This window comes from Pseudomonas salicis, from assembly GCF_057128705.1.
On record NZ_JBSKHU010000001.1, the window covers coordinates 743,292 to 762,242 of the forward strand.

Consider the following 18,951-nt stretch of genomic DNA (forward strand, 5'->3'; position numbering starts at 1 on the left):
ATTGCTGACTGGACACCCCTTTGGTTGAAGCTACCCCCAAGTCGATTTCCCTTTCATCGTCATCGTCATCGTTGCCGTCCGTCAGCGTGTTGCAACAGCTGCGCACGGCCACTGCGGTGCAGCACAAGGCGCTGGAGGCACGACTGCCGTTGACGAGCCCCGACCTCGATCGTTCCACCTATGCGCGCATCATCAAGGCCTATTACGGTTTCCATGTGCCGTTGCAGCACAGCATCGAGTGTTTTCTGGATGCCGCCACTGACCCCGCACGGCACAAAATCCCCGCGCTGATCAAAGACCTTCACGCCTTGGGGCTGCATCGCGCACAGATCGACGCCTTGCCGCTTTGCACGGATTTACCCGTCATCGACAGTGAAGCGCGATTGCTGGGCGTGATGTACGTGATGGAAGGCGCGACGCTGGGCGGACAGATGCTGCGGCGGATCATCGCCGACCGGCTGGGCATCGACGCCGACACCGGCGGTGAGTTTCTTGACGTGTATGGCCGGGACACCGGGCGGTTATGGAAAGCATTTCTGGCCCGCCTGGCCGACTTCGATCATCCTGACGAAAACCCATGGGTGGTGGACGCGGCATGCGACACCTTCGCCCGCTTCGAGCACTGGCTGGATCGCGCAGGCGTTTTGAAATGAACCCCACTCCCGAACACACTTTGGAATCGTTGCTGCACAACTGCGCTGACGAGCCCATTCGCATCCCCGGCGCCATCCAGCCCCATGGCGTGCTGTTGACCCTCGAGGAAACCTCCTGGACCGTCCAGCAAGCGAGCGCCAATGCTTCCTTGCTGCTGGGCGGTGCCGATGACCTGCGTGCCGGCCAGCCGCTGTCGATCTGGCTCGGCGTGGATCAGGCCGACGCCCTGCGCGAGGCCGTGGCCACCGGCTCGCTGGACGACATCAATCCGCTGCGCCTGCACTGCGGTGGACAGTGGACAGACGGCTTGATCCATCGGCATGACGGCCTGCTGTTCCTCGAACTGGAACCCGTCGATGAGCACGCTGTGTTGCCTCCGCTGGACCATCACCTGAGTCGGACCCTGCGCCGTCTGCAATCGGCGAAAACCCTCGCTGAGCTGTACGACATCAGCGTCAACGAGATACGGACGCTGACCGGCTACGACCGGGTGTTGATCTACCGTTTCCAGGAACAGGGGCACGGTCAGGTCATCGCCGAGTCCGCCACCCCAGAACTCGATGCCTATCAGGGCCTGTTTTTTCCAGCCAGTGACATCCCCGAGCAAGCCCGCGAACTCTATCGCCTCAACTGGCTGCGGATCATTCCGGAGGCCGCGTATGTGCCGGTGCCAATGGTGCCTGCGCTGCGCCCGGACACCGGCCAGCCGCTGGACATGAGTTACGCGGTGTTGCGCAGCGTTTCGCCGATTCACTGCCAGTACATGCAAAACATGGGCGTGCGCTCGTCGATGAGCATTTCGTTGCTCAAGGACGAGCAACTGTGGGGCCTGATCAGCTGCGGTAACCGCGAACCGCTGCAAGTGCCTCATGCCTTGCGCGCTGCCTGCCAGACCATCGGCCAGGTGCTGTCGATGCAGATCAGCGCGCTGGAAGAGGTGCAGGCACAGCGTCAACGGCAGGCCAAGAACAGCTTGCTGGCAACACTGGCCCAAGCGATGGTCGACGCCGAGGGCGACGTTTATCACGGTCTGGTGGCGCAAGCGGACGACCTCTTGGCATTAGCCGATGCCACCGGGGCAGCGGTCATCATCGAGCAGGACGTTCACCTGTTCGGCCAATGCCCGACCCGCGAGCAGGTGCGGGCGTTGCTGGGTTGGGTGCAGCGGCAGCCGTCTCCTGTGGTCGACACCTCCAGCCTGAGCGCGGTGTTTCCCGACGCTGCGGAGTATCAGCACGTCGCCAGCGGCCTGCTGGCGTTCACGCTGCCCAAGCCCGTCGACAACGGTGTGCTGTGGTTCCGCCCGGAAATCAGGGACAGCGTGCAGTGGAGCGGCAACCCCGACGTGTCCAAGGTGCGGGTGGGCAACCGGTTGCAGCCCCGTGAATCCTTCGAAGTCTGGAAGCAACAGGTGGAAGGCACGTCCCGGCTGTGGAGCGTCGGCGATCTGTACGCCGTGACCGATTTGCGTCGCTCGGCGCTGGAGTCGGACCTGTCGCGGCAAGTGCTGCGGGAGAAAGACGCCGTGCGAGCGCGGGATGAGCTGGTGGCGGTGGTCTCCCACGATCTGCGCAGCCCGCTGACGGTGATCGTCATGCAGTGCGGGATGATGCAGCGGCTGATCGCGGCGGACGTCAGCCCCGCGTCGAAACGGCTAAATTCTGCCATCGACACCTTGCAACGGGCGACGGCGCGCATGACCAACTTGCTGGAAGATTTGCTCGATACGTCGAAGATCGAGGCCGGGCGGTATTCCATCGACCCGCAGCCGCTGGAATTGAGCCCGTTTTTCGAAGACGCGTGGTCACTGCTGCTGCCGCTGGCGCTGAACAAATTCATCGACCTGACCTTCACCGGCCAGCCGAACCTGAAAATCATGGCCGACCCTGAGCGGATGTTTCAGGTGTTGTCGAACCTGGTGGGCAACGCGATCAAGTTCACCCCGAAAGAAGGCCAGATCAGTGTCACCGCGACCGTCGAAGGGGATTTTGTCGCGATCACCGTCGTCGACTCCGGGCCGGGCATTGCGCCGGAGCAGCTGCCCCATGTGTTCGAGCGCTACTGGCGTATCCGCGAAGGCAACCCGAGCGGGACGGGATTGGGGCTGTACATCTCGCAAGGGATCGTCAAAGCCCATGGCGGCGAACTGACCGCCAGCAGCGAGCAGGGGGTGGGCAGCACGTTTCGGCTTACCGTGCCGTTGGTGGCGAGCGCGTGAGATGAGTGCCGGTCTGGCGGGCGCTGTCGCTGCCGTCGTCCCTCCGGCGTCTCCCACGGGATTGGGCTTGACCATGAAATGTGTGGACGGCACCCAACCTGTGGGAGCCGCCGGAGGGACGACGGCCGCGATGGCGGTGGGTCAGGCTGCTACAGGTCTGAAGGCTTCGTCATCGGAGCGAATCGCGTGACGCCCAACTGTTTTAGAAGGTTTTTCCGCCTGTGAACATCGACACCCGCATCAAATTCCGCCATCTGCTGTGTTTCCTGGAGGTCGCGAGGCAGGGCAGTCTGGCGAAGGCGGCGGACAAGCTAGCGATCAGTCAACCGGCGCTGTCGAAGACCCTCAAGGAGCTGGAAAGCCTGCTGTCGGCCACGCTGTTCGTGCGCAGCAAGCGCGGCGCGGCGTTGACCGAAGCGGGGGTGGCGTTCATGCGCTACGCCGGGCCCAGCGTTCAGGCGTTGCGCGAAGGGGTGAACAGCCTGCGGTCGGGCATTCATGAGCCGGTGACGGTGCGTTTGGGGGTGCTGTCGACAGTCGAAAGCCTGCTGGTGCCGGAAGTGATCTGTCGCCTGCACGCCCGGCACCCGTCACTGGTGGTCAGCGTCGCCACGGGCCCTAGCGCGTACCTGCTGTCTCAGCTGCGCCTGGGCGAGCTGGACCTGGTGGTCGGGCGCATGACCGACAGCCCACAAATTCTCGGCCTGAGCTTTGAGCACCTCTACAGCGAATCCATGACCCTGGTGGTGCGGGCAGGCCATCCGCTTCTCGCCAAGGGCGACCTTCGCGCCACACTGGAAGACTTTCCGCTGGTGTTGCCGCTGGCCGGGACCACCATTCGCCAGTTCGCCGACAGCCTGTTCGTGCAACACGGCATTCAGCCCCCTCGGCAGCGTCTGGAAACCCTGTCCCTGACCCTCAGTCGTCGTTATGTGGCAGCCAGCGACGCGGTGTGGATCGCACCCTTCGACGCGGTTCGCCAGGATTTGCAGAGCGGCGAATTGATGGAACTGGAGCTGGGCATGCGCGAACCGGGCGGCTCGGTGGGGCTGTGCAGCAACCCGGCGCTGCCTCTGACGCTGGCGGCGCAGTGGTGTGTGGACGTGCTGCGGGAGGTGGGCCACGCGTACCGCGAGGGCGATTATCCATAACCAGACGGTTATGGATGCGGGTGGTTTTTTCAATGTTGTCGAGGACGTCGCTGGGGGACACTGCGCCGATGCCTGTCGGTCATCCGGCAGGCGCGAACCTCCCATAACGACAACAAGGAGAATGGCATGTCCGACCTGCACGACAGCCGTTTCGCCACCCGCGACCGTCATTGGCACCCCAAGGCACTGACCCCGGATTACAAGACATCGATTCTGCGCTCGCCGCGTCAGGCACTGGTGAGCATTCCCCAGTCGATGTCGGAAACCAGGGGGCCCGATTTCACACGTTTGCAATTCGGGCGTCATGACGCGGACCTGCTGCTCAACTTCAACCACGGCGGCCTGCCCATCGGTGAGCGCATCATCGTTGCCGGTCGGGTCATCGATCAGTACGGCCAGCCCGTGCCGCACACGCTGGTGGAAATGTGGCAAGCCAATGCCGGTGGTCGTTATCGGCACAAAAAAGACGCCTATCTGGCGCCGCTGGACCCCAATTTCGGCGGCGTGGGTCGTTGCCTCACCGACCGCGACGGCCATTACTGCTTCCGCACCGTCAAGCCCGGCCCGTACCCTTGGCGCAATGGCCCCAACGACTGGCGTCCCGCGCACATTCACGTCTCTGTCAGCGGCCCGTCGATAGCCACCCGACTGATCACACAGCTGTATTTCGAAGGCGATCCGTTGATCCCCCTGTGCCCCATTGTCAAAGCCATCGCCAACCCGGAAGCGGTGCAAGGCCTCATCGCCAGGCTCGACATGAGCATGGCCAATCCGATGGATTGCCTGGCGTACCGCTTCGACATCGTGCTGCGCGGCCAGCGCAAGACCCACTTCGAAAACGTCTGAGGAGGCTGACATGCCCGTTCATATTCTGCCGGAAACCCCTTCGCAGACCGCTGGCCCCTACGTTCACATCGGCCTGGCGCTGGCCGCCGCAGGCAACCCGCCCCGGGAGCAGGAAATCTGGAACGAGATGGCCAGGCCGGACGCCCCTGGCGAGCACATCCTGCTGCTGGGCCACGTCTACGACGGCAACGGTCACCTGATTCGCGATTCGTTTCTGGAGCTGTGGCAAGCCAACGCCGACGGCGTGTACGAGACAGATTTCGACCTGAACAAGCCCTTCAACAGCTTTGGCCGCACGGCGACCAGCGACGAAGGCGAATGGCTGGCCATGACCGTTAAACCGGGCGTCGTACGTAACGCAGCGGGGCTGCCCATGGCACCCCATGTGAACCTGTCGCTGTTCGCTCGCGGCATCAACATTCACCTCCACACGCGGCTGTATTTCGATGACGAAGCGGCCAGCAACACGCTAGACCCGGTGCTCAACCTGATTGAGCACCCGGCCCGTCGTCAGACATTAGTTGCGAAACGCTGCACCGTGGACGGCAAAGTCGCCTATCGTTTCGACATCCGTGTGCAGGGCGAAGATGAGACCGTGTTCTTCGATTTCTGACCGCGTGACCGCATGAACTGTATGGACGAGCCGTCAGGAGCAGTACGTTGAACAGATCCGGCAATCAGCTTTTCGACCGTTATTTCACTCAACACACCATGCGCGAGGTCTTTTCCGATCAAGGGCGAGTGCAAGGCATGCTCGATTTCGAGGCCGCGCTGGCCAATGCCGAGGCCACGGTCGGCGCGATCCCGACCGACGTCGTGGCCGATATCGTCGCAGCGTGCGATGCATCGCTGTACGACTTCGATGCGCTGGCCGTGGCCATCGGCGACGCGGGCAACTCCGCCATTCCTTTGGTGAAGGCGCTGGGCAAGCAAGTCGCCACGCGCAACCCCACCGCCGAGCGTTACGTGCACATGGGCGCCACCAGTCAGGACGCGATGGACAGTGGGCTGGTGCTGCAACTGCGCAGCGCGATCGGTCTGTTGGAGCAGGCATTGGCCAACCTCGCGGAAGCGTTGGCGCAACAGGCCCAGCGGCATGCCAACGTCCCGATGGCAGGGCGCACCTGGCTGCAACAGGCGACTCCGGTCACCCTTGGCGCGAAAATCGCCGGATGGCTAGGGGCGGTGACCCGCCATCGTCAGCGTCTCAAAGAGCTGAAATCGCGGGTGCTGTGCGTGCAATTCGGGGGGGCGTCGGGGAGCCTGGCGGCGCTGGGCGACATGGCCTTTCCCATCGCCGAAGCCTTGGCCAGGGAACTGAAACTGAACCTGCCCGATCAGCCGTGGCACACCCAGCGCGACCGGCTGGTGGAGTTCGCCAGCCTGTTGGGACTGATGGCGGGGAGCCTGGGCAAGATCGGGCGGGACGTGAGCCTTTTGATGCAGACCGAAACCGGTGAGGTGTTCGAACCGGCAGCGGCGGGCAAGGGCGGTTCATCCACCATGCCCCACAAACGCAACCCGGTGGGGGCAGCGGTGATGATCGCCGCCGCCACCCGTGCGCCGGGGTTGGTGGCCACGTTGCTCAGCGCCATGCCACAGGAGCATGAGCGCAGCCTGGGTTTATGGCACGCCGAATGGGAAACACTGCCGGAGCTTTGCTGCCTCGTCTCCGGGTCGTTGCAACAGGCGCTGGCGGTCATTCCCGGCCTTGAGGTGGATGCCGAGCGGATGGCCCACAACCTGGCGCTGACCCAAGGGCTGGTGTTGGCGGAGGCGGTGAGCATTGCGCTGGCCGGACGCGTGGGGCGAGACAGGGCCCACCACCTGATCGAGCAATGCTGTCGCCGAGCCGTGGAGCAGGGGCAACCGTTGCGCGTCATAATGGGCGCCGATCCGGCGGTCAGCGAACAGCTGTCGCCGCAGGCGCTGGATAATCTGCTCGACCCCACCCGTTACCTGGGGCAGTCGCGGCGCTGGGTCAAGCGCGCGGTGGCCGATCACCAGGCTTTCAATCTTCGTTGAATCGACAGGATCGCAAATGGACGAGAAACACCGTTACGAAGCCGGCATGAGCGTGCGCCGTGAAGTCTTGGGCGACGCCCACGTCGACCGCAGTCTGGAGAAACTCACGCCGTTCAACGGCGAGTTTCAGGAAATGATCACCCGCCATGCCTGGGGCGACATTTGGACCCGCCCCGGCTTGCCACGCCATACCCGCAGCCTGATCACCATCGCCATGCTGATCGGCATGAACCGCGAGGGCGAACTGCGCCTGCATCTGCGTGCCGCAAAAAACAACGGCGTGACCCGCGACGAGATCAAGGAAGTGTTGATGCAAAGTGCGATCTATTGCGGCATACCGGCAGCCAACGCGAGTTTTCATCTGGCAGAAGCCGTGTGGGATGAACTGGGGGTTGAGTCGTTGCAGGAGTGAGCGTTGCGAGCGGTGCGAACGGGGTGAATGAGTGCGTTCGCTTCCGCACCCTGTGCTGCTTACAGCGTCCGACGTACGACGCCGGGCGCGACAAAAACGACGTCATCCTTGAGGTTTCTTTGGTTATCTGACGACAGCTTCTATATTCTCTGCGTGTCTAGCTCCAGACTCGCAGCGATGGTCGGTCGACTACGCGCTTCCGCAAGGCCAAAGGAACCCTGATGAGCACCACCCGTACGCCGCTCTCCGGCGTCAACCAGCCACTCAAGGGCATCGCACTGATTGTCCTGGCGACCTTCCTGTTTTCCAGTCACGACACCCTGTCCAAATACCTCTCCGGCATTTACCCGATCATGATGGTGGTCTGGGTGCGTTATGTCGTGCACACCGCGTTGATGGCCTGCATTTTCATGCCGTCCGCAGGGCTGCGCGTATTACGGACCAAGCGGCCGGGGCTTCAAGCGCTGCGGGCGGCATGCCTGTTGGGCACGAGTCTGTTATTCACCAGCGGACTGATGTTCATCCCGATTGCCGAAGCCACGGCCGTGAACTTCCTGGCGCCCTTGCTGGTGACGGCCTTGTCGGTGCCGCTGCTCAAGGAGCAGGTGTCGCGAGGTCAGTGGATAGCCGTGCTTGTAGGGTTTGGCGGGGTGATGGTGATCGTGCATCCGGGCGGCGAACTGTTCACCCCCGCCGTACTGCTGCCGCTGGGCTCCGCGTTGTGTTTTGCGTGTTATCAATTGCTCACTCGGCTGGTTGCCGCCCATGACAGCCCGACCACGAGCAATTTCTTTGCGGGGCTGTTCAATAGCTTGCTGATGAGCGCCATCGTGCCGTTTTTCTGGCAATCGCCGCAGTGGATACACATTCCATTCATGCTGGCACTGGGCACCTGCGGGATGGTCGCGCATTTGCTGCTGACCCAGGCTTTCCGGTTCGCGGCACCCGCGTTGCTGGCGCCGTTCGGCTACTGCCAGATCGTGTTCGCGGGGCTGTGGGGGTATCTGGTGTTCAACCACGCGCCGTCGCTGACGGCGCAAGCGGGGATTGCGATTATCTGCCTGAGCGGCCTGGCGGCCGCCTGGCAGCAGCGCAGGTCAGGCGGGTAGGGCGTTGACCACGGCGCGATGCGGGGGGGGGGCAGTCCAGAATGGCGCTTGACCCATCCGCATCGCTGACCATCAGGCAGCGCTTTCTTTAACGTCACGCGGCGCCATGAAGAACATCCACACCAGCGCCAGAAAATACATCGCCGGAATCAACGTAAACACCACGTTGTAATTGTTATGGGTCGCCGTCAGCACGGCCCCGACGATCTGGGTCATGAACATCCCGCCAATCGACGCGCACATCCCGCCAAACCCGAACACCGTGCTCACCCTGTGCGGCGGTGTGTAATCCATCACCAGGGTCCAGATGTTCGCTGTCCATGCCTGATGCGCCCCCACGGCCAGCGCGATCGCCGCCACCGCGATCCACAGCCCGCTCGCGTTGGCCGCAAACACCACGCAAATGATCGTCAGCGCGAAGATCAGCATCGACACCAGACGCGCCGTCATCGGACGCACCCCCCGGCCGATCAGCCACGACGACAGGACACCACCGCCGATGCTGCCGAAATCCGCCGTCAGCCAGATCAGCATCAATGGCAGACCCATTTCCGTCACGCTGATGCCCAGGTGGTATTGCTGGTTCAGAAACGGCGGCAGCCAATACAGGTAGAACCAGAACACCGGCGCGGTCATCGCGTACGCCAGTGCGAATGCCCAGGTGCCACGCATTTTCAGGATCGTCGAGAACGGGACTTTCTCCGTCACCCCCTCGGGCTCGTGACCCTGATGGATGTAGGCCCGCTCGCTTTCACGAACAGTGGGGTGGTCTTCGGGATTGAAGTATTTCAAGCGCCAGGTGATCACCCAGGTCAGGCCCAGGACGCTCATGCACATGAACACCGCCTGCCAGCCCCAGACGGACAGAATCAGCGGCAGCAGGGCCGGGGTGATCATCGCGCCAACGTTGGTGCCTGCGTTGAAAATGCCCGTTGCGACGGCCCGCTCTCCGGCCGGGAACCAGAGCCGTGTGGTTTTGACGCAGGCCGGGTAGTTGGCCGCCTCGGTCAGCCCGAGAATGAACCGGCAGACCATGAAGCCCGCCGCCGATGTCGCCAGGCCGTGCGCGCCGGTGGCGACACTCCAGAGCAGCACGGCGAGGAAAAATGCCCGTTTCACTCCGACGCGGTCGATGAACCGGCCTTGCAACAGGAAACCGATGGCGTAGCCCACCTGAAACCAGAAATTGATGTTGGCGTAATCCATGGCCGTCCAACGCATTTGCTCGGCCAGAATGGGCTGCATGACGCCCAGCGCGGCGCGGTCGATGTAGTTGAGGGTGGTGGCGAGGAACACCAGCGCGAGCATGCCCCAGCGGGTCTTGCCGACGGCGAGCGCGCCTCGGACTTTGTCGCCGATCCCGGCATGAGGGGTCACGTGAGTGTCCGGGGAGCTGGCTGCGACCGGCGCAGACGAAGCGGGGTAGGAGCGCATGAGCATTTAACCTGTCTTGGAATTGTTATGGTTTTGTCGGCGATGGCGGCGCCAATGCGGCGCAGCAAAGGGTCCACGTGCAGGCAGAGGCAGCCTTTGTCCGACAATGTGCAAACGATGGTGGAGATCATGGGCAGGAGCGTCAATTGAGGTAAATCATTTTTGGGCGATTATCGAACACAAAACTAACCGGTACGTACATTTAAATTGCACTGACAGGACGGGCGAAGAATAATCGGTTTTGACACCGAAGCATCAGCCAGGCGCTGTCTCTTGGGTGCGTTCATTCTGGAGTCAGTTTATGCAGCGTTCGATTGCCACCGTTTCCCTGAGCGGGACCCTGCCCGAAAAGCTGGAAGCCATTGCCGCCGCCGGGTTCGACGGCGTGGAAATCTTTGAAAATGACCTGCTGTACTACGACGGCAGCCCGCGCACCGTGCGGCAGATGTGCGCGGATCTGGGCATCGCGATCACCCTGTTTCAGCCGTTTCGCGACTTCGAAGGTTGCCGACGCGATCGCCTGCAACGCAACGTGGACCGGGCCGAGCGCAAGTTCGATCTGATGCAAGCGCTGGGCACTGACCTGGTGTTGGTGTGCAGTAACACCGCGAGCGATTCCCACGGAGACGAAAACCTCCTGCTGGACGACTTGGCGCTGTTGGCCGAAAGGGCCGGTGCGCGGCAGTTGCGCGTGGGCTACGAGGGACTTGCCTGGGGCCGACATGTCAACACGTGGCAGCAGGTGTGGAATCTGGTGCGTCAGGTCAATCACCCGGCACTGGGGGTGTTGCTGGACAGCTTTCACACGCTGTCGTTGAACGGTGATCCAGGCGCCATTGCCGATATTCCCGGTGACAAGATTTTCTTCGTGCAAATGGCCGACGCGCCTTTGCTGGCCATGGACGTACTGGAGTGGAGTCGGCATTTTCGCTGCTTTCCTGGCCAGGGTGAATTTGACCTGCCGGGTTTTCTCGCCCCGATCCTGCGCAGCGGTTACACCGGGCCGTTGTCACTGGAAATCTTCAACGATGGTTTTCGTGCTGCGCCCCCTCGGGCCAATGCGGCGGACGGTTTGCGTTCGTTGCTTTACCTGGAAGAAAAAACCCGCGAGCGGCTGGCCGAGGAGGCGCAGTCTGTTTCGCCCGGGTTGTTGTTCAACCCGCCGAAAGCCAGCGCGTACGACGGCGTTGAATTTCTTGAATTTGCTGTCGATGAGGCTCACGGCGCCCGTTTGGGCAGTTGGTTGCAGGGCCTCGGCTTCGCTCAGTTGGGTCAGCACCGCTCGAAGGCTGTCCGCCTGTTGGGGCAGGGCGATATCAAGATCGTGCTCAATGCCGAGCCTTATTCCTTCGCCCACAGTTTTTTCGAATCCCACGGCCCATCGCTGTGCGCCACGGCGTTGCGCGTTGAAAATGGCAGCGTGGCGCTGGAGCGCGCCCGACAGTTCAAGGGGCAGCCGTACCGAGGGCTGGTCGGGCCGAACGAGCGAGAGATTCCCGCCGTGCGCGCCCCGGATGGCAGCCTGATTTATCTGGTAGAGCCAGCCCCGCTCGGCGAGTCGATCTACGAAAGCGATTTCAATATTCTTACGGACACCCCCGCTGCCGGTGGTCTGCACCGCATCGACCACATGGCCATGGCGCTCCCGGCGGACAGCCTCGACACGTGGGTGCTGTTCTACAAGAGCCTGCTGGATTTCGAGGCCGACGACGAAGTGGTGCTGCCAGACCCTTACGGTCTGGTGAAAAGCCGTGCGTTGCGCAGCCGTTGCAGCACCGTGCGCCTGCCGCTGAACATCTCCGAGAACCGTAACACGGCGATTTCACATGCCCTGTCGAGTTACCGCGGCTCCGGTGTGCACCACATCGCCTTCGCCTGCGAGGACATTTTTACCCAGGTGGCGCGGGCGAAAGAGGCTGGGGTGCAATTGCTGGACATCCCCCTCAATTATTACGACGACCTGGCGGCCCGCTTCGATTTCGACGACGAATTTCTGAGTGAATTGGCCTATTACAATGTGCTGTATGACCGCGATGCCAAGGGGGGGGAGCTGTTTCATGTGTACACCGAGGCCTTCGACGATCGATTTTTCTTCGAGATACTGCAACGCAAAAATGGCTACGCCGGTTATGGCGCAGCCAACGTGGCGGTGCGTCTGGCAGCCATGGCCGCTTCACGGAAAGGCACGCCACGGCAAGCGAGGTTGTGACAGACCACACGCATGCTGGCATATGCCGCTTCCGTAACGCGGCGCTGCGGCTCATAATCGGCGGATTCCACCGTGGTCGTGAGCCAAGCATGAAAACTGTCGACGACACTCTTGTCGAAGCGTCCGTAGAGTCGCCACGCAAGGGCCGCAAGAACAATCCGGAAAAAACCCGCGACGGCATCCTCCAGGCTGCCGTCGCTGAATTCGTCGCCCAAGGCCTTTCAGGTGCACGGGTCGACGCCATTGCCGAACGTACGCAAACCTCGAAACGGATGATTTATTACTACTTCAACAGCAAGGAACAGCTGTACAGCGAAGTGCTGGAGAAGTTGTACGGCGACATCCGTCACACCGAAAGCAGCCTGAAACTCGACGTTCTGCCGCCCATGGAGGCGATTCAGCGTCTGGTGGAGTTCACTTTCGATCACCACGACCGCAACGTCGATTTCGTGCGCATCGTCTGCATCGAGAACATCCACAACGGCGAAAACGTCAAACAGTCTCCGACCATTCGGGCGCTGAGCCAGCATGTGCTGCAAGCGCTGGACGAGACGTTGCGACGTGGAGAAAAAGAAGGCGTGTTTCGCGAAGGTGTACAGGCGGTCGATCTGCACATGCTGCTGAGTTCGTTCTGTTTCTACCGCGTATCGAACCGCCACACTTTTTCGGAGATTTTCCAGATCGAGCTGGAAGACCCACACATCAAGGCCCGGCACAGGGCGATGGTGAGCGATTCGGTGATGCGGTATCTGAAACCATGACGCCGATTGCCGCCACTGAGGCGAATTCGCTCTGCGCGTGACGCCCTGAAACCGCTACGCTAGAGCACTGCCCATTCAAGGACCGGTGCCGATGTCGCAACGCCAATCCACCCTGATCGCGCTGTTGGTGGCGGTCACGTTTTTCATGGAAAACCTCGACGCGACAGTGATCGCCACGGCCTTGCCGCAAATGGCGAAAACTTTCGGTGTGGCGGCAGTCGACCTGAACATCGGCATGAGCGCCTACATGCTGGCCATCGCGGCCTTCATTCCCATCAGCGGCTGGCTGGCGGATCGGCTGGGCTCGCGGCTGGTGTTCGGCGGCGCCATCGTGCTGTTCACCCTGTCTTCGTTGCTCTGCGGGTTGAGCACAGGGCTGGAGGCGTTCGTCGCGGCGCGGGTACTGCAGGGCATCAGCGGCGCGATGATGGTCCCGGTCGGGCGCCTGGCCGTGATGCGTGCCACGGAAAAGAAGGACCTGGTCCGCGCCATTTCGCTGATCACGTGGCCAGGCCTCGTGGCGCCCATTCTCGGCCCGCCGTTGGGCGGATTCATTGTCACTCACGCCTCATGGCCGTGGATTTTCTACCTCAATCTGCCACTGGGCGCGCTGGCCTTGATCGCCACCTGGGTCTTGATCCCTCGACGCAATGACGTCAGCCAGCGGGCGTTCGATTTTCCCGGTTTCGTGCTGGTGGGGGTAGCGTGCATGGCGTCGCTGTACGGCATGGAGATGCTTGGACAGGCTCGTGGCAGCCATGGGCCCGGGCTGCTGGTGACGGCCATCGGCGTGGTCAGCGCCGTGCTGGCCTGGGCACACATGCGCAAGCGGGCCGAACCGCTGTTGAACGTCAATGTGGTCGGCATCCGCACGTTCAGCGTCAGCCTCTTCGGCGGCTCGCTGTTTCGCATTGCCATCAGCACCTTGCCGTTCCTGCTGCCGTTGATGTTTCAACTGGGCTTTGGCCTGTCAGCGTTCGATTCGGGGCTGTTGGTGCTGGGTGTGTTCGCGGGGAACCTGGCGATGAAGCCTTTCACCAGCCCCATCATGCAGCGCTGGGGCTTTCGCGCCGTGCTGATGGGCAACGGGGTGATCGGTGTGCTGGCCATCGCGGCCTGCGCGTTGCTCGACGAGCGCATGAGCTGGGGCTTGATCTTGTTCATCCTGTTTGTGGGCGGGCTGTCGCGGTCGATGCAGTTCACGGCCTTCAACACCCTGGGGTTCGCCGACGTGCCGAAGCCGCAGATGAGCGACGCGTCGACGATGTTCAGCATGTTTTTCCAGCTGAGCATGGGCATGGGGGTGGCCATTGGTGCGCTGCTGCTGCGCGGCTCGATGTATCTGCACGGCAACGACGGCCAGGCGCAGACGGCGGACTTTCAGCTGACGTTCATCGGGGTGGCGCTGATCGCATTGCTGGCGTTACTGGATAACCGGCGGCTGTCCTCCGAATCCGGTGAGGCGGTGCTGCAGCGCAAGGCCTGAGCGGCATCGTAACGTCACGCACTGTCCAAAACCGTCATCGCGGCTGCGCGCTTTGACTATTGCCCATTGCCGGGACAGAGCGGAGTATTTCGTCACTCGAACAATAAGAAGTGAAGGACGGCACAATCATGCAGATCGAAGGCAAGGTATTTCTGGTCAGCGGCGGCGCATCGGGTCTGGGCGCGGCGACCGCGCAGATGCTGATCCAGGCGGGCGCGAAGGTCATGCTGGTGGACGTCAATGCCCAGGCGCTGGACACCCAACTGCACGTGCTCGGCGTCAATGCCCGGGCCAGTGTCACCGACATCACGAATGAGGCCGCTGCGCAGGCGGCGGTGGACACGGCGCTGGCTGAGTTCGGTCAGATCAATGGCCTGATCAATTGCGCGGGCATCGTCGGGGCGGAAAAAATCCTCGGCAAGGAAGGCCCCCATGGCCTGGACAGTTTCAGCCGGGTGATCAACGTCAACCTGATCGGCAGCTTCAACCTCCTGCGTCTGACCGCTGCCGCCATCGCCGAGGGCGTGGCGGACGAGGGTGGCGAGCGCGGCGTGATCGTCAACACCGCGTCCGTGGCCGCGTTCGACGGCCAGATCGGTCAGGCCGCCTACGCGGCGTCCAAGGGGGCCATCGCCAGCCTGACGTTACCCGCCGCCCGTGAACTGGCGCGGTTCGGCATCCGGGTCATGACCATCGCCCCCGGCATTTTCGAAACCCCGATGATGGCCGGCATGACCCCGCAGGTGCGCGAGAGCCTGTCCGCAGGCGTCCCTTTCCCGCCACGGCTCGGCAAGCCCGACGAATACGCCGCCCTGGTGCGCCACATCATCGAAAACAGCATGCTCAACGGTGAGGTGATCCGTCTCGACGGTGCCTTGCGCATGGCTGCTCGCTAATCGAGGACATTCAACATGCCACACAACCAGCGTCAGCCACAGAACGAAGACCCCGTGGTGATCGTCAGCGCCGTGCGCACGCCCATGGGCGGCTTCCAGGGAGACCTCAAAAGCCTCACGGCGCCGCAACTCGGCGCGGCGGCCATCCGTGCAGCGGTTGAACGTGCGGGGCTTGAGGCCACGGATGTCGAGCAGGTGCTGTTCGGCTGCGTGCTGCCTGCCGGACTTGGCCAGGCCCCGGCACGACAGGCCGCTTTGGGGGCCGGCCTGAGCAACGGCACCTTGTGCACGACGCTGAACAAGATGTGCGGCTCCGGCATGCAAGCGGCGATCATGGGCCATGACCTGCTGCTGGCGGGCAGCGCCGGGGTGGTGGTCGCGGGCGGCATGGAAAGCATGTCCAACGCGCCGTACCTGCTGGACAAAGCGCGCAGCGGTTATCGCATGGGCCACGGGCAGATCGTCGATCACATGTTTCTCGACGGGCTGGAAGACGCCTACGACCGTGGGCGCCTCATGGGCACCTTCGCTGAGGATTGCGCGTCATTCCACAGTTTCAGTCGCGAGGCCCAGGACGCGTTCGCCATCGCCTCGCTGACCCGGGCCCAAGAGGCCATGAAACAGGGTTATTTCGACGGTGAAATCGTCCCGGTGCAGGTGACTGTCGGCAAAGAACAGAAAACCGTCTCCCAGGACGAGCAACCGCCGAAAGCCAGGCTGGACAAGATCGCGCAGCTCAAACCGGCTTTTCGCGAAGGGGGAACGGTCACGGCGGCCAACTCCAGTTCAATTTCCGACGGCGCGGCGGCGTTGACGTTGATGCGTCAATCAGAGGCCGAACGGCGCGGGCTGAAGCCTTTGGCGGTGATTCGCGGCCATGCGGCGTATGCCAACCAGCCCAACCTGTTTCCGACCGCACCGATTGGTGCCATCGAAAAACTGATGCGCAAAACCGGCTGGTCCCTTAGCGATGTGGACCTGTTCGAGATCAACGAGGCGTTTGCCGTGGTCGCGTTGGTGACCATGAGCAAGCTGGAACTGCCCCACGAAAAAGTGAACGTCAACGGCGGCGCCTGTGCCCTCGGCCATCCCATTGGTGCCTCGGGGGCGAGGATTCTGGTGACCCTGTTGTCGGCGCTGAAACAGCGGGGATTGCAACGCGGCGTGGCCGCTATTTGCATCGGTGGCGGCGAGGCGACGGCCATGGCGCTAGAGGTGCTTTAATCGTTTAAATTCAATGGTTTGAAGCTTTAACTTAAAGTCGGGTAATGCTGTTTCCAGTATTGACAATTTCTGATTAATGGGATCAAGAACAATGGCTTACGAAACAATCTTGAAGGAAATAAACGGTCGGGTTGCGCTGCTCACGCTTAACCGCCCGCAAGCACTGAATGCCCTCAATGCACAGCTGATCAGCGAGCTCAACCACGCGCTGGATGAACTCGAACGTAACCGTGACATTGGCTGCATCGTGCTGACGGGATCGGCCAAAGCGTTTGCCGCCGGTGCTGATATCAAGGAAATGGCTGAACTGACGTACCCGCAAATCTATCTGGATGACCTGTTCAGCGACAGCGACCGGGTGGCTAGTCGCCGCAAGCCGATTATCGCAGCGGTGTCCGGGTTTGCGTTGGGGGGCGGCTGTGAACTGGCCCTGATGTGCGATTTCATCTTGGCGGCGGACAACGCCAGGTTCGGTCAGCCGGAGATCAAGCTCGGCGTGCTTCCGGGCATGGGCGGCACGCAGCGCTTGACCCGCGCCGTTGGCAAGGCAAAGGCCATGGAAATGTGCCTGACCGGGCGCATGATCGACGCCGAGGAAGCGGAGCGTTCCGGACTGGTGGCGCGCATCGTGCCTCAAGCGCAATTGCTCGAGGAGGCGCTGAAGGTCGCTGAGAGCATCGCCGCCAAGTCGTTGCCGGTGGCGATGATGGTCAAGGAAAGTGTCAATCGCGCCTTCGAGGTCAGCTTGTCCGAGGGCATCCGCTTCGAACGTCGGGTGTTCCATTCGGCGTTTGCCAGCGCGGATCAGAAGGAAGGCATGGCGGCATTCATCGAGAAGCGTGAGCCAAGCTTCAAGCACCGCTGATCAGCGGCGGCTTACCTCACATGCCGTCGTCTCCCGTGGCGTGCGGCGTATACCGGATGCCCTGCGCGTTGATGTGCAAGGTGGCGCGGGCGCCGCGCAGGGTGAGGGGTACCTTGCTGTCGACGAGCACAGGCGCTGGCTCGGGCGGTTTCGTCGGTGGCGACGCACCGTCCCGTTCGGTGGCTTCAAGGACCGAAATCCGCTCAGGGCCCTCGGCCATGCCACAGACCAGCGGCTGGTCGGGGTCACCTTCGAAAAATTGAATATGCAACGCCATTCCAGCGCGCGGCTCGGTGAGGCTGGTGACGACGCGTGCCCAGCTGTCCCTGAATGGACTCGCCGGACCTTCGACCTGCCATCCATACCGAATCCTGACGCGACCGGCTTCGTCCGCTCGTCCGTCGATCAGGGTGGCGGTTTCCAGCGACGACACGACGGGTTTCGGATGCTCCACGGACGGCCTGAACGGCATCGTCCACGGCAGCACGCTAAAACTGTTTTCGTAGCCCGCCAGCGCTGGCCGGTCTGCGCCCGGCTGGACAAGCAGCCATTGTGCAATGCCCATGTCGGCGGCGCCCGCTGACGCCATCGCCTGCAAAATATGGATGACGTCGTTGGAGGTGCAGCCCCTTAACGGCGCCAGTTGCCAGGCGCTGTGGCACACCTCCGTCAACAGCGATTGATCATTGAGCAATGGGTCTGGCTGTCCGGCCACGCGCACGACCAGGCCCGCGCGAAACCAGGGCAAGCGGCTGCGGCCCCTGATTTCCCGCCGTTCACAGCGCAGCCGTTCCAGGAGGCGGACGCTGATCTGTTTCTGCTGCTGTTGTGCAAGGGGGCGATTGGCGTGCTGCACCGCGCAAAGGCGCTGATTGTCGGCATCGGAGGCGTGATGTTGAGGTGCAAAGGCCTGAGGCGTGTAATGCTCGCCCGCATGGCTGCTGTAGCTGGCCTGCACGGACAGTTGCTCGGCGAGGTGATCGATCGGGGCGGGCGCTGCCCCTTCCGGGAAACCCATCGGGTCGTCGGAAAACACCAGGGTATGCCGTTGTAGAGCGTGTTCATGGCGAAAGGCAATGCCTTCTTCTTCGCACAACCTCTGCAGGAAGTGCAGGTCGCTTTCGTCGTATTGCAGGCAGTGAGTTCGGCGGGGATACACGCCGATCAAGTGATCGAAGCGGAACGCGCCGTCAGTCAGCCCGTGGTCGTGCAGCAGCCGCGTGAGAATTTGCGGCACTGTCAGACCGTTGAATGCGCGACGCCGGGTCGGGCTGCACAGTTTCTGGAGGGCAGGGGTCAGGCGTAGCCGGTACACGCTGAGGTCAGCGCCGCGATACAGTTGTCGGGCGTCGCTGATCTGCCCATGCAAGCCATGCAAGCCATGCAGCGGGGCAGGCGTGCCGCCGATTTCCAATCCAGCGTTGCACTGCCGCAACGACGCCAGATCCAGCGCGGGATCAGGGCTCACAAGGTCGATGTCGAAGCAGAATGGCGCATTGAGTCGATCACGACCCTTGACGCCGACGACCAGCAGGTCGCTGGGGCGGCTGGCGATGGACAGGGTCATCGTCACTGGCGAGTCTTTGTGCATCGAGTGGGGCACCGTGAAATTTCGGGGTGCAAAGGGTACGAAAAGCGGCGCCACAAAGGGGCTAGTTCTG

General features: G+C 62.4%; 16 protein-coding genes. 14 read left to right on the plus strand and 2 right to left on the minus strand.

Translation table 11 applies throughout. The features are described from left to right. Nucleotides 1-20 precede the first annotated feature (20 nt). The 8 genes from ACWKWE_RS03445 (at nucleotide 21) to ACWKWE_RS03480 (ending at nucleotide 8,415) form a co-directional block, all read left to right on the plus strand. A complete protein-coding gene (locus ACWKWE_RS03445; protein WP_483849636.1) occupies nucleotides 21-653 on the plus strand; it encodes a biliverdin-producing heme oxygenase in 633 nt (210 codons plus the stop codon). Next, nucleotides 650-2,872: an ATP-binding protein gene (locus ACWKWE_RS03450; RefSeq protein WP_483849637.1), complete on the plus strand. Its 2,223-nt coding sequence runs from the start codon at nucleotides 650-652 to the stop codon at nucleotides 2,870-2,872. Before ACWKWE_RS03445 ends, ACWKWE_RS03450 begins: the two co-directional genes overlap by 4 nt. A gap of 221 nt (nucleotides 2,873-3,093) precedes the next feature. Then, on the plus strand, nucleotides 3,094-4,023 hold the full coding sequence (pcaQ, locus tag ACWKWE_RS03455) for a pca operon transcription factor PcaQ (protein ID WP_483849638.1): 930 nt from the start codon (nucleotides 3,094-3,096) through the stop codon (nucleotides 4,021-4,023). 126 nt (nucleotides 4,024-4,149) lie between these two features. Beyond that, nucleotides 4,150-4,869 (plus strand): protocatechuate 3,4-dioxygenase subunit beta, encoded by a 720-nt coding sequence (gene pcaH, locus ACWKWE_RS03460; protein WP_483849639.1) that lies wholly within the window; start codon nucleotides 4,150-4,152, stop codon nucleotides 4,867-4,869. Between the two features lie 10 nt (nucleotides 4,870-4,879). Then, the gene (gene pcaG, locus ACWKWE_RS03465; RefSeq protein WP_483849640.1) at nucleotides 4,880-5,482 is read left to right on the plus strand and encodes a protocatechuate 3,4-dioxygenase subunit alpha; all 603 of its coding nucleotides are present in this window, start codon (nucleotides 4,880-4,882) and stop codon (nucleotides 5,480-5,482) included. 47 nt (nucleotides 5,483-5,529) lie between these two features. Beyond that, nucleotides 5,530-6,894 (plus strand): 3-carboxy-cis,cis-muconate cycloisomerase, encoded by a 1,365-nt coding sequence (locus ACWKWE_RS03470; RefSeq protein WP_166594426.1) that lies wholly within the window; start codon nucleotides 5,530-5,532, stop codon nucleotides 6,892-6,894. A gap of 16 nt (nucleotides 6,895-6,910) precedes the next feature. Beyond that, nucleotides 6,911-7,306 carry a 4-carboxymuconolactone decarboxylase gene (pcaC, locus tag ACWKWE_RS03475; RefSeq protein WP_166594427.1) on the plus strand — a complete coding sequence of 132 codons (396 nt, stop codon included), beginning with the start codon at nucleotides 6,911-6,913 and terminating at the stop codon, nucleotides 7,304-7,306. Nucleotides 7,307-7,527: 221 nt separating this feature from the next. Beyond that, entirely contained in the window at nucleotides 7,528-8,415 is an 888-nt protein-coding gene (locus ACWKWE_RS03480; RefSeq protein ID WP_166594428.1) for a DMT family transporter, read from the plus strand. 72 nt (nucleotides 8,416-8,487) lie between these two features. On the opposite strand, the gene ACWKWE_RS03485 is transcribed toward ACWKWE_RS03480, so the two are convergent. Further along, complete coding sequence (locus tag ACWKWE_RS03485) at nucleotides 8,488-9,855, minus strand: MFS transporter (protein WP_483849641.1); 1,368 nt, start codon at nucleotides 9,853-9,855, stop codon at nucleotides 8,488-8,490. Between the two features lie 295 nt (nucleotides 9,856-10,150). Here ACWKWE_RS03485 and quiC point away from each other — a divergent pair, with 295 nt between their 5' ends. The 6 genes from quiC (at nucleotide 10,151) to ACWKWE_RS03515 (ending at nucleotide 17,290) form a co-directional block, all read left to right on the plus strand. Continuing rightward, entirely contained in the window at nucleotides 10,151-12,058 is a 1,908-nt protein-coding gene (quiC, locus tag ACWKWE_RS03490; RefSeq protein WP_483849642.1) for a 3-dehydroshikimate dehydratase QuiC, read from the plus strand. Between the two features lie 89 nt (nucleotides 12,059-12,147). Then, the gene (locus tag ACWKWE_RS03495) at nucleotides 12,148-12,819 is read left to right on the plus strand and encodes a TetR/AcrR family transcriptional regulator (RefSeq protein WP_341957831.1); all 672 of its coding nucleotides are present in this window, start codon (nucleotides 12,148-12,150) and stop codon (nucleotides 12,817-12,819) included. Between the two features lie 91 nt (nucleotides 12,820-12,910). Further along, complete coding sequence (locus tag ACWKWE_RS03500) at nucleotides 12,911-14,305, plus strand: MFS transporter (RefSeq protein ID WP_483849643.1); 1,395 nt, start codon at nucleotides 12,911-12,913, stop codon at nucleotides 14,303-14,305. A gap of 128 nt (nucleotides 14,306-14,433) precedes the next feature. After that, nucleotides 14,434-15,201, plus strand: a complete 768-nt coding sequence (locus ACWKWE_RS03505; protein WP_166594432.1) for an SDR family NAD(P)-dependent oxidoreductase — start codon at nucleotides 14,434-14,436, stop codon at nucleotides 15,199-15,201. Nucleotides 15,202-15,216: 15 nt separating this feature from the next. Next, nucleotides 15,217-16,425 carry an acetyl-CoA C-acyltransferase gene (locus ACWKWE_RS03510; protein WP_483849644.1) on the plus strand — a complete coding sequence of 403 codons (1,209 nt, stop codon included), beginning with the start codon at nucleotides 15,217-15,219 and terminating at the stop codon, nucleotides 16,423-16,425. 91 nt (nucleotides 16,426-16,516) lie between these two features. After that, entirely contained in the window at nucleotides 16,517-17,290 is a 774-nt protein-coding gene (locus tag ACWKWE_RS03515) for an enoyl-CoA hydratase (RefSeq protein ID WP_483849645.1), read from the plus strand. 16 nt (nucleotides 17,291-17,306) lie between these two features. Here the strand turns inward: ACWKWE_RS03515 and ACWKWE_RS03520 are convergent, their stop codons facing one another. Next, nucleotides 17,307-18,881 carry a type VI secretion system Vgr family protein gene (locus ACWKWE_RS03520; protein ID WP_483849646.1) on the minus strand — a complete coding sequence of 525 codons (1,575 nt, stop codon included), beginning with the start codon at nucleotides 18,879-18,881 and terminating at the stop codon, nucleotides 17,307-17,309. Nucleotides 18,882-18,951 lie beyond the last annotated feature (70 nt).

Excerpts from the sequence above, each read along its gene's own strand:
- ACWKWE_RS03450 (WP_483849637.1), top strand. The coding sequence starts at position 650 with ATGAACCCCACTCCCGAACACACTTTGGAATCGTTGCTGCACAACTGC.
- pcaH (WP_483849639.1), top strand. The coding sequence starts at position 4,150 with ATGTCCGACCTGCACGACAGCCGTTTCGCCACCCGCGACCGTCATTGG.
- pcaG (WP_483849640.1), top strand. The coding sequence starts at position 4,880 with ATGCCCGTTCATATTCTGCCGGAAACCCCTTCGCAGACCGCTGGCCCC.
- pcaC (WP_166594427.1), top strand. The coding sequence starts at position 6,911 with ATGGACGAGAAACACCGTTACGAAGCCGGCATGAGCGTGCGCCGTGAA.
- ACWKWE_RS03480 (WP_166594428.1), top strand. The coding sequence starts at position 7,528 with ATGAGCACCACCCGTACGCCGCTCTCCGGCGTCAACCAGCCACTCAAG.
- ACWKWE_RS03485 (WP_483849641.1), bottom strand. The coding sequence starts at position 9,855 with ATGCTCATGCGCTCCTACCCCGCTTCGTCTGCGCCGGTCGCAGCCAGC.
- quiC (WP_483849642.1), top strand. The coding sequence starts at position 10,151 with ATGCAGCGTTCGATTGCCACCGTTTCCCTGAGCGGGACCCTGCCCGAA.
- ACWKWE_RS03495 (WP_341957831.1), top strand. The coding sequence starts at position 12,148 with ATGAAAACTGTCGACGACACTCTTGTCGAAGCGTCCGTAGAGTCGCCA.
- ACWKWE_RS03500 (WP_483849643.1), top strand. The coding sequence starts at position 12,911 with ATGTCGCAACGCCAATCCACCCTGATCGCGCTGTTGGTGGCGGTCACG.
- ACWKWE_RS03505 (WP_166594432.1), top strand. The coding sequence starts at position 14,434 with ATGCAGATCGAAGGCAAGGTATTTCTGGTCAGCGGCGGCGCATCGGGT.
- ACWKWE_RS03510 (WP_483849644.1), top strand. The coding sequence starts at position 15,217 with ATGCCACACAACCAGCGTCAGCCACAGAACGAAGACCCCGTGGTGATC.
- ACWKWE_RS03515 (WP_483849645.1), top strand. The coding sequence starts at position 16,517 with ATGGCTTACGAAACAATCTTGAAGGAAATAAACGGTCGGGTTGCGCTG.
- ACWKWE_RS03520 (WP_483849646.1), bottom strand. The coding sequence starts at position 18,881 with ATGCACAAAGACTCGCCAGTGACGATGACCCTGTCCATCGCCAGCCGC.